8 protein-coding genes are annotated in these 10,143 nt (G+C 26.9%); all 8 read right to left on the minus strand.

What is annotated here, in order from left to right; translation table 11 throughout:
• Nucleotides 1-310: 310 nt before the first annotated feature.
• Nucleotides 311-1,696, minus strand: coding sequence for a dihydrolipoyl dehydrogenase (lpdA, locus tag OC683_RS01635; protein WP_304514817.1), 1,386 nt, complete (start codon nt 1,694-1,696; stop codon nt 311-313).
• Nucleotides 1,697-2,641: 945 nt separating this feature from the next.
• The gene (locus tag OC683_RS01640) at nt 2,642-2,827 is read right to left on the minus strand and encodes a hypothetical protein (protein WP_304514818.1); all 186 of its coding nucleotides are present in this window, start codon (nt 2,825-2,827) and stop codon (nt 2,642-2,644) included.
• A gap of 1,326 nt (nt 2,828-4,153) precedes the next feature.
• Nucleotides 4,154-4,894: a dihydrolipoamide acetyltransferase family protein gene (locus OC683_RS01645; RefSeq protein WP_304514819.1), complete on the minus strand. Its 741-nt coding sequence runs from the start codon at nt 4,892-4,894 to the stop codon at nt 4,154-4,156.
• A gap of 41 nt (nt 4,895-4,935) precedes the next feature.
• On the minus strand, nt 4,936-5,232 hold the full coding sequence (locus tag OC683_RS01650; protein WP_304514820.1) for a biotin/lipoyl-containing protein: 297 nt from the start codon (nt 5,230-5,232) through the stop codon (nt 4,936-4,938).
• Between the two features lie 43 nt (nt 5,233-5,275).
• Nucleotides 5,276-6,262: an alpha-ketoacid dehydrogenase subunit beta gene (locus OC683_RS01655; protein WP_304514821.1), complete on the minus strand. Its 987-nt coding sequence runs from the start codon at nt 6,260-6,262 to the stop codon at nt 5,276-5,278.
• 4 nt (nt 6,263-6,266) lie between these two features.
• The gene (gene pdhA / locus OC683_RS01660; protein WP_304514824.1) at nt 6,267-7,325 is read right to left on the minus strand and encodes a pyruvate dehydrogenase (acetyl-transferring) E1 component subunit alpha; all 1,059 of its coding nucleotides are present in this window, start codon (nt 7,323-7,325) and stop codon (nt 6,267-6,269) included.
• Between the two features lie 166 nt (nt 7,326-7,491).
• Nucleotides 7,492-8,829 (minus strand): pyruvate kinase, encoded by a 1,338-nt coding sequence (pyk, locus tag OC683_RS01665; RefSeq protein ID WP_304514822.1) that lies wholly within the window; start codon nt 8,827-8,829, stop codon nt 7,492-7,494.
• A gap of 276 nt (nt 8,830-9,105) precedes the next feature.
• Nucleotides 9,106-9,891, minus strand: coding sequence for a YitT family protein (locus OC683_RS01670; protein ID WP_304514823.1), 786 nt, complete (start codon nt 9,889-9,891; stop codon nt 9,106-9,108).
• Nucleotides 9,892-10,143: the final 252 nt, after the last annotated feature.

Here is a 10,143-nt window from a genome sequence, read left to right on the forward strand (position 1 = left end):
TAACCAATTTTTAAGAATAGATGTGGTTCCTGATGTTTTTTCTTTTGGGAACTGTTTATTTTTTTATCAGTACTAGTAATTGGTGAAATTATTTAATATTTAGGCATTTTTGGTACCATAACTAAATATTATTTACAATTAAAATCACTAATTAAAAGGGAGGATTATAATCTATTAATCCCCCTTTTTTGCCAAAAATATAAATATTCTATAAAATTTTTATTTAATTCAAAATTAAATAATATTTTTTTCATAAAAACTTAATTTTTTAATAAGATATATAATCATATGATAAATAAAACATTTTTCTTTACAAATGAATAGGTTTATCCACAGCTCCTAAAAAAGTTTCTAAATTTAATTCTGATAAAGTTGGATGAGGATGAATTATTTCCGTGGCGTTATACGCTGTGCCATTAAAATTCATTAAAGCTCCAGTTTCGGTAATTAATTCTGTAGCATTATAAGCATAAATATGCATACCTAAAATTTGAAGTGTATTTTTATCAACAATTAATTTGGCAAAACCTTCTAAATCACCATCAGCATGAGCTTTACCTATTGCTTGAACAGGCATTTTAGAAATTTTATAATTTAAATTACGTTCTTTGGCTTGTTGTTCTGTGCAACCAATAGAAGCTATTTCAGGAAAACTATAAATACATGAAGGAACATGGTCATAATTAATAGGATTAATTTGATCTTTTAAATTTAAAGCATGATGTGCAGCTATAATACCTTCATGACTTGCAACATGAGCTAACATACATTTACCATTAACATCTCCAATAGCATATACATCAGGTATAGAAGTTTGTAAAAAATTATCAGTTAAAATACCATTTCTATCCATAGTTAAATTTAATTTATCTAAACCTATTAAATTAGGTTTTGTTCCGACAGCCATCAAAATAATATCTGCTGTTTCTTGACATAAATTTTGTTGATATTCGTAATAAACAGTATTTTTATCAATCTTAATTACATTAGATTCTGTCATAACATTAACATTGGCATTTTTAAGATTTTTAGTATAAGCAATTATAACATCGTTATCCATTGAACTAATAATAGATTTTTGTTTTTCTAAAATAATCACTTCAGATCCGAATTTATTAAAAATAGTAGCAAATTCAACACCTATTATCCCTCCGCCTATGATAATTATTTTTTTAGGAAAGGTTTCTAATTGTACTAATTCTTTACTGGTATATAAATATTTATCTAAATAAGATTCTTTAGCTCCTGGTATAGGAGGTATAAAAGCATGAGAACCGGTCGCTATAATAAGTTTTTTAGTTTTTAAAATTTGATTATTCACAACAATTTGATAAGCATTTACAACTTCTGCTGAACCAAAATAAAAATCAATTGATTTATTTTTTTTCAAAAGAAAAGCTATTCCATTAGTCAAAGTTTTCACAATTTTATCTTTACGTTGTAATATAGATTTCCAATCAAAAGAAATATTTTCTATATTATTTAATCCGAATTGACTAGCATTTTTGCATAAATCCCAAACTTTAGCACTTTTTAAAAAAGCTTTTGTAGGTATACAACCATAATTTAAACAAATGCCACCTATTTTATGTTTCTCAATTAAAGCAACTTTGGCACCTAACTGAGCAGCTTTGATAGCTGCAACATAACCTCCTGGACCGCCACCTATAACTAAAATATCATATATTTTTTGCATATCATTAAAAAACCCGCTTTACAATTGAAATATTTTTTAATTAAATAAATTTAAAACAAAATAGCAAAAATAAATTGAAAAAAAATTAAATAAATTTAAAAAATTAATTTTTCTTTAACATTTATTATTAGAAATTAGTCAATAATAAATATTCAAATATTTTTTTAAATTCTTGTAAAATTATAAATTTATAAAAATATCATTAATAGAAAATTAATAAGTTTATTAACCAATACGGATAGATTAATTACGTTTTATCCAGCGATTTGTATTGGCTGTTTTATTTAACATCAGCCCCCGTCCAAACGATGCGAGCAAGTTTTCCAGCATCTAGCTTGCCCTAATTTACTCTCTTGCGAGAACTAATTTCGTCTCGCAACTGATTAGCTATTTATTCTTATTGTTCTTGTTTTCCTAATATCATGTATTTGCTGATTGGTTATCTTCTAATGACAATCTTTACATAATACTTTCATGATCCTTTGGTGATTTGCATTGCGAACCGTTCCAATGTGATGAATTTGAAATTAGGTTATTTTGTCGCAATTATCACAACGTTCCGTTTTCAAACGGTCAGTTAAGATTTGGAATATGTATTTATTGATGGTATTATTATAATAAATACTCCAAATTGAACCTATCTTAAGTTTCTTCCACACTTCTAGCAATTGAAGTTTTCCGTTTTCCAACAGCTAGATAATTTAGACGGGTTAAACCCCTAGGTTGTTAGCTAAACAAAAGTATTGGATAAAAATTCCTCTAACGATTGTTTTATAGGTCCGGATTATTTCTAATTCGTCTCTGTTCGCTAACGTTTTGTCGTGTTTCGTCTTCCTATCCTTGAACCAATTGTATTCCGCTCCATATTCTTCGGCTTTCGCTTGGGGAATTTGGATTTGAACCTTGCCATTTAAGTAATTCTTAGTGGCTTTCTCTTTACGAGTTTTATTGGTGGGGAGATTTAGCTATCTCGTGTTGGTTTTTATCCCATGCTTTCCAATATTCTGGGTTCCCTATCTTAATTGGTTTTTTTTCTTTAATCAGTTCCTCCATTTTTAGGTCAATGTAATATAAATATACATTCTCTAGTTGAGAGGGTTTTATTCTTTCTGATGAACTGGTGGTCCTCATGAGAATCTCATAATTGATCGCATCAAAATAGCCTTTTAAGTTGATTTTGACAAGGTAATCAATTCCTTTAATCTTGGTTGGAAACGTTGGATGGCCTCATGACCAGATTTTTTGGTTCTGAATCCCAAGCTCCATGCTGAAAAGATGTTTTCAAAATAGAGAGGAGTTAGGAGTTATTCGAGACCTTTTTGTATCAACCGATCTTTGATGGTCGGTAAGTCCAGGGGTCTGGTTTTTTTATTATCACTAGGAATGCGGATTTTTGTAACCATTATTGAAATATTCCTAATAGTATCTTTCTAATCTTTCTTAGATTAATTCCATTAATGGTTTTATTATCAATTCCAGTAGTACCTGCCTTTTTTGTTAGCGGCAATTCTTCAACGTGTTATAAAAGTTATTCATTCCTTGCTGAAGTTCTCTTTTTAAGGGGTGACCTTTTTTTGATGAACAATCTTCTATGTTCATAAAAGTTTAGTTGCTGGTGAAACCGTTATCAACTTCCTTCTTGATGCCATTGAATAAATAATAAATTACTATCTTCTTTCGCCCTATAAGAGTCATTAACTCTCTTTTGGGTAAGCCGATTAACTAAATTATTCCAAATTTAGGTTTATTCTTACGACTACTAAGAAGATGCTTTATCCTTGACCATCCGGGCTTTTATTTCCGGATTAGTAAATTTCATTACTTGGTTTTAGGATTCTCCAAGTTACGCTAAATTTCGACCTTAATTCTTTAGGGGAAGTATCCTCTATAAGAGGATGATCCTAGGTTTCTTTATCTGATAAACTACCCAGTATAGGTGATATATACTAGTAGACTCTGGACTGCCCGTTTAAGTAACTTCCGGAACAGGTTCTTCTATTACCTCAATTTTCCTTCTTAGGCCATTACAGGCTTCTCCCTAGAATTATTCGGTGGCGAAGTCTTTTTTAACTAAGCATATTGGTTAGATAGCAGGAAATTTAGGCTTCTTTGGCGTCCCTAACTTTTGGGTATTTTTTTTATTACATCTTCTTATCTTTCTTAGGATTATCCCAAGAATCATTTGGTAGTAAAATCATCTTGGCTAACTAACTTCCATCGCGAACCACTTTTCAGAACCACTTGTCATTATTTCTTGTGTCCTTTGAGAAAATGTTCTTTATCGCTATAGTTCTTGATGAGATAAAACAATATTTATTTCTTTTAAAACTACCTTATTAATCCCGTAACAAATACTAATAATATATTTTTATAGATTATAAAATCAAAATCACAATTATAACTTTATATAAAATTCATCAAATAAACGATAATATCTTCAATAAAATATTTTTATAATTATTCAATCAAAACCGATGGATTATTAAATAAATCTTTAAAAGAACTTAAAAATCTAGATGCTATACCACCATCTATAATACGATGATCAAAACTTAAAGACAAAGGTAACATGTAGGCTTGTCCAATATTACCATCTTTCAAAATAATGGGTTTTAACTTCATTACACCCATACCTAAAATAGCTACTTGAGGAAAATAAATAACAGGAGTTCCATAAGAAACCCCAAAAGTTCCCCAATTACTTAAAGTAAAAGTTCCATCATTAATATCTTTATAAACTAATTTTTTATCTCGAGTACGTTGAGATAAATTTTGAATAGATTCTGCAATTTTCCAAATATTTAAATTATCAGCATCTTTAATATTAGGTACCATTAAACCATCATCAGTATCTACAGCTATACCTAAATTAATATATTTTTTAATTATAATTTCTTCTTTTTGATCGTCAAAAGTAGAATTAAAAATAGGGAATTGTTTTAATAATTTAACTAAAGCTTTTGAAACAAAAGCTAAATAAGTTAGTTTTATATTTGATGTTGAATTCTTAGATTTTAATTCAGCTCTTAAATCAACAACATTATTCATATTAAATTCTTCCATTAAAGTAACATCTGGAATAATTGCTTTAGCGATAGACATTTGTTTTGATATAGCTTTACGTAAATTAGAAATTTTTTGAACTTCTACTCTGTCAACATCTTGAAATTTATTATTTTTTTTGTCTACATCTGACATATATTTCAGCCCCTTGTATTATATTAAATTTATAAATATATTTATTCTTCGTTATCTATTTCTATAACCGCTAAAACTTGATCCAATTCTACTTGATCTGAAGGAGAACATTTTATTTCTAAAATAACACCATTTACAGGAGAAAGTAATGTATCAGATAACTTGTCATTTTCAATTTCAAATAATCCTTGACCTTCTTTTACTTTATCTCCAACTTTACAAAGACATTTAGTTATAGTTCCCTCATGCAAACCTTCACCTAAATCATGAAATTTAAATTCATACTTTTGTTTATGTTTCATAATAATTAAACCTACTTCTTTTTTGATTTTGCGCATAATAAAAAACAATTATTATTTTGTTATTATTTTACTCTCATTTTTATAACTTATTAAACATTTTTCTAACATAATAAATAATTTTAGTAGGATTTAAAACTTGATGATATTCTCCTCTAGCTAAAGGAGTTATAATATCGTGGCCTGTAATACGTACAGGAGCAGTTTTTAAAGCATCAAAAGCATATTCATTTACTAAAGTAATTATTTCTCCTGCTGGACCATAAGTTTTAGTAGCTTCATGAGCTACTACTATCCTACCAGTTTTTTTCACAGATTGAACAATAGTTTCTTGATCTATAGGAGTAATACTTCTTAAATCAATTAATTCAACAGAAATATTATCTTTTTGCAAAGATTCAATAGCATTTAAAATCACAGGAATAGCAGATGACCATCCTACTATAGTAACATCAGAACCTTCTTTAACTACTCGAGCTTTACCAATTTCTACTTCATAAGGTTCTACAGGCACTTCTTCTCTACGAGCACGATATAAAACTTTTGGTTCTAAAAAAATCACAGGATCATTACATTTTATAGCAGATATCAATAATCCTTTAGCATCGATAGGATTAGATGGGACTACTACATGTAATCCTGGAAAAGAAGCTAACATACCTTCGATAGATTCAGAATGATGTTCTAAAGCTTTAATATTACCTTGTATTGTAGTTCGAATTACCATTGGAACTGTAAAATTTCCACGAGTACGATTACGTAATCTCACAGCATGACAAAATAAATCTTGTAAAGCTGAAAAAATAAAACCTTCAAATTGTATTTCCGCTATAGGACGAAAACCAGCTAAAGCTAATCCGATGCCACTACCTAAAATACTAGATTCTGAAATAGGAGTGTTAAAAACTTTCGACCCCCCGTATTTATTATATAGACCTTTAAGAACTCTAAAAACGCCACCTAAATCTTCAACATCTTCTCCAAACAAAATAACTTTCGGAATATTCCCTAACGCATAATCTAAAGTATGATTAATAGCTTCTAACATATTCATTTTTATAAAAGCCATAATTTTATTTCCCTTCTTCTGTTGATTTTAAAAATAATTCATAATCATGCAACTGATTTTTTAATTGAGGAGTCATATTTTCATAAGTATGTTCGAAAACCTCTCTTGGTTCTACTATATTAGCGTAAGTTAAAATAGATTTATGAGCTTCTTTAATCTTTTCGATAACATTATTTTTAATTTTATTAATCGAATCATCTGTTAAAATATTTTTATTCATTAAATATTTTTGAAATCTTAAAATAGGTTCTTTTTTAAACCATTCTTCTTCTTCAGCTTTAGAACGATATAAAGAAGGATTATCGTTGGTAGTATGCCCCAATAAACGATATGTATATAATTCCAATAAAGAAGGGCCATTGCCATTTCTAGCAGATTCAATAAAATGTTTGGAAGCGGCATAAACAGCTAAAATATCATTACCATCAACTCTTATACCAGGTATACCAAAAGCAATAGCTTTTTGAGCTAAACTTTCAGCATAACAAGCTACTTTTCTAGGAGTAGAAATAGCATATTGATTATTTTGAATAGCTACTACCAAAGGAACTTGAAAAACCGCTGCATAATTCAAACCCGCTGCAAATTCTTCACTCGCAGTACCGCCATCTCCAATAGTTGCTACTGTAACATCCTTTTTATTATCTAATTTACTAGCTAAAGCTAATCCAGCACCTATATTTATAGAACTACCAATAATAATATTAACAGGCAAAATACGTTTTCGAGAATCTATAGCTGAACCTTTTTCATTACCATACCAATAAAGCAAAATATTTTCTGCAGAAACGCCACGATATAAAAAAATTCCTAAATCACGAAAATAAGGAGAAATCCAATCATTATCTGCACAAGCTGCAGCAAGACCTATTTGACAAGCTTCATGACCTGTATTTAACACATAAGAAAGCATACGTCCTTGACGTTGATATTGAAAGGCTGCTGTATCCGTTTCTCTAGTAAAAACCATAAACTCATACATTTTCAATAATTCTTCATTTGATAAATTAGGTTCAAATTCAGGATTAATTACACAACCTTTTTCGTCTAAAACTTGAAACATAGGTTTTTGTTCTACATTATATAAAAAATCATCTATTTTTTTAAACAAAATTATAAGCTCCTTTATTTAACTTTCTAAATAATAATAAATATTAAGTTTTAATAACATTTTAATATTAAATTATTTAACTTAAATTAATTTAATAAAAATCATAAAAAAATTCAAATTATTTAATCAAAATTTGAGATACATTCACTTCAATTAGTTGATTGGTTTCTATTTGATAATCAATCATTTTGGCATTCAATTCATCGGAGTTTAAAAGCGGTATAACACCAAAATACAAAGATAACCAAGATGCTTCTTTAAGATTTGCAACTACAGCTAATATTGGAAAAGCAGAATGAAACTTAGAAATAATACAAGCATCTGAAAAATTATTTACTAAAATAGCTTTAGCATTTATAATGTTAGCTAATTCAATTGCACCTAATAAAAATTTTTCCCTCCAAATTTTAGGTTCATAATAATTCAAAAAAACATCATAATCTAAAAATTTTTCCGCACTTTTACTAATATTATACATATATTGAACAGATTCTAAAGGATAATTCCCTGAGGCACTTTCGCCAGATAACATAGTAGCACTTGTACCTTCTCGAACCGCATTGAAAACATCTGAAATTTCGGCTTTAGTAGGGCGGGGGTTTTTTTGCATAGATTCTAACATTTGAGTAGCTACAATTACCAGTTTACCTTTTTGAAGACATTTATCAATAATTTCGCTTTGATATAAAGGAACTAAAGTGCCATCAATTTCGATTCCCAAATCACCTCTAGCAACCATAATACCATCTGAAATAGCTAAAATTTCATCTATATGATCTATACCTTCTTGATTTTCTATTTTAGCAATAATTTTAAGATTATAACATTTATTCGATTCCAAAAGATCTTTAATATCTTGTATATCCTGAGCATTTCGGACAAAAGAAGCCGCAATATAATCATAATTTTGTTCAATAGCGAACAAAATATCTTTTTTATCTTTTTCCGACAAAAAAGGAATATTTAACTTAACACCAGGAACATTAACACCTCTTCGAGATTTAACTAAATGATTATTTTGGGCTTTTGCGATTAACTCTTTTGTTGAATCATCCTTTTCAATCACTTGCAAAGATAAATAACCATCATCAATATTAATAAAATCACCTATATGTAATTCATTATAAAAATTCGGATAAGTTACAGAAAAAATTTTACTATTACCCAAAACTTCTTTTGAAGAAATTCTTACCAAAGAATCTTTATTTATTAAAACATTACCATCAAAATTATGAGTTCTAATTTCAGGACCTTTAGTATCTAACATTAATGCTACATATTTATTTAATTCTTGATTAATATTTCTAATAATAGAAATTATTTTTTTACTAACATCATAATCAGCATGAGAAAAATTAAATCTAGCAACACTTAAACCATTAGAAATCATCTTTTTCAAAATTGTTTCAGAATAACAGGAAGGTCCTAAAGTGCAAATAATCTTTGTTTTATTCATAAATAACCATATCCCACTTTGCTTTTTTACATTTACTTTAAAAATTAATCTAAAATTAAAAAATATTTTATCAAAATCTTAAAAAAATTATATTTAAAAACCGATCATGACTAATAATTCAATAAAAAATTAAAATTACTACTATATTATAAATCTTTTTTTATTATTTGCAAATCTATAAAATTAACATATTTTAATAATTGTATAAAAATTATTTATCAAAATCTAAAATCAAAATTCCTAATTATTATATTTTTAGATTTAATATAAGTTAATTTATCCTGTGAATAAAGAAATTAAATTAACAACCAATATTAAAATAAAAAAAGAAAAAAAATATTTAGTAATAATAAAATTTCTCATATTTGGATAACGGAATAAATCTATCAAAAAAGAAATTAATATAATAATTCCATCCACAAAAAATAAAATATAATGTAAATTCAAATTAAATTTTTGATTTAATAGCAAAAATATAATGTCAGTTCCGCCAGTAGAAGAGCCACTAGAAAAAATTAAACCACAACCAATTCCTATGCAAAAACTTATAATTAAAGAAATAACTAAAAGTTTTAATAACTTATTTTTCTTAATAAAAATTGGTAATAAATTAATAAAAAAACTCTTATCAACAGAATTTTTAGATAAAAATTTAATAGACCAAGTAAAAATTAAATTAAAAAAAACAGTAGTTATGAGAAAAAAGAAAGTATTAGGTAACCAAAAACCAAAAAAAAACATAATAATTAAGCGAGAAATGATAATGCCTAAAGGATTACTAAACAAATAATTTTGTTTTTTATTCAAGCGATTATACAAAAAAACTTTGTCTAAAAAAAGCAAATTACTTTCTAATCCGCCTACTATAAAGTCTTCAGCTAAAATAAAAAAATAAATACTAAAAATTAACAATAATAAACCTAATATAATTTTCAAAATCAAAAATAAATAGAGAAAAAAAATATCATTTAACATTAATTTATAAAAAAAAGATAAAAATAACATAATCAAAATAAAAATTAATGAAATAATAATTTGTATAAATTTACTATTTTTCTTCATTCAAAAAGATTCCAGACCTACCTTTCTTGTCTATAAATTAATATTTTTTTCAATAAAATTTATAATATTTTAAAATTAAAGATAATTAAAACATAAATAAATGGAGTTTTTTTAGGTCGAGTCATAAAAAAAACAATAAATAAATATAAAAGTGACTAATATTTCAACATATTAGTCACTAAAAAACATGAATAACCCAAAAGAAATACAAATAATTTCATATATTTCCTTATTTTTTATATACAAAATTAT

The organism is Candidatus Phytoplasma crotalariae, from assembly GCF_030586865.1.
GTDB classification, from domain to species: Bacteria; Bacillota_I; Bacilli_A; order Acholeplasmatales; family Acholeplasmataceae; genus Phytoplasma; species Phytoplasma citri.

Bases quoted from the DNA above. Each gene is read 5' to 3' on its own strand.
- lpdA (WP_304514817.1), bottom strand. From the start codon at position 1,696: ATGCAAAAAATATATGATATTTTAGTTATAGGTGGCGGTCCAGGAGGT.
- OC683_RS01640 (WP_304514818.1), bottom strand. From the start codon at position 2,827: ATGAGGACCACCAGTTCATCAGAAAGAATAAAACCCTCTCAACTAGAG.
- OC683_RS01645 (WP_304514819.1), bottom strand. From the start codon at position 4,894: ATGTCAGATGTAGACAAAAAAAATAATAAATTTCAAGATGTTGACAGA.
- OC683_RS01650 (WP_304514820.1), bottom strand. From the start codon at position 5,232: ATGCGCAAAATCAAAAAAGAAGTAGGTTTAATTATTATGAAACATAAA.
- OC683_RS01655 (WP_304514821.1), bottom strand. From the start codon at position 6,262: ATGGCTTTTATAAAAATGAATATGTTAGAAGCTATTAATCATACTTTA.
- pdhA (WP_304514824.1), bottom strand. From the start codon at position 7,325: ATGTTTCAAGTTTTAGACGAAAAAGGTTGTGTAATTAATCCTGAATTT.
- pyk (WP_304514822.1), bottom strand. From the start codon at position 8,829: ATGAATAAAACAAAGATTATTTGCACTTTAGGACCTTCCTGTTATTCT.
- OC683_RS01670 (WP_304514823.1), bottom strand. From the start codon at position 9,891: ATGAAGAAAAATAGTAAATTTATACAAATTATTATTTCATTAATTTTT.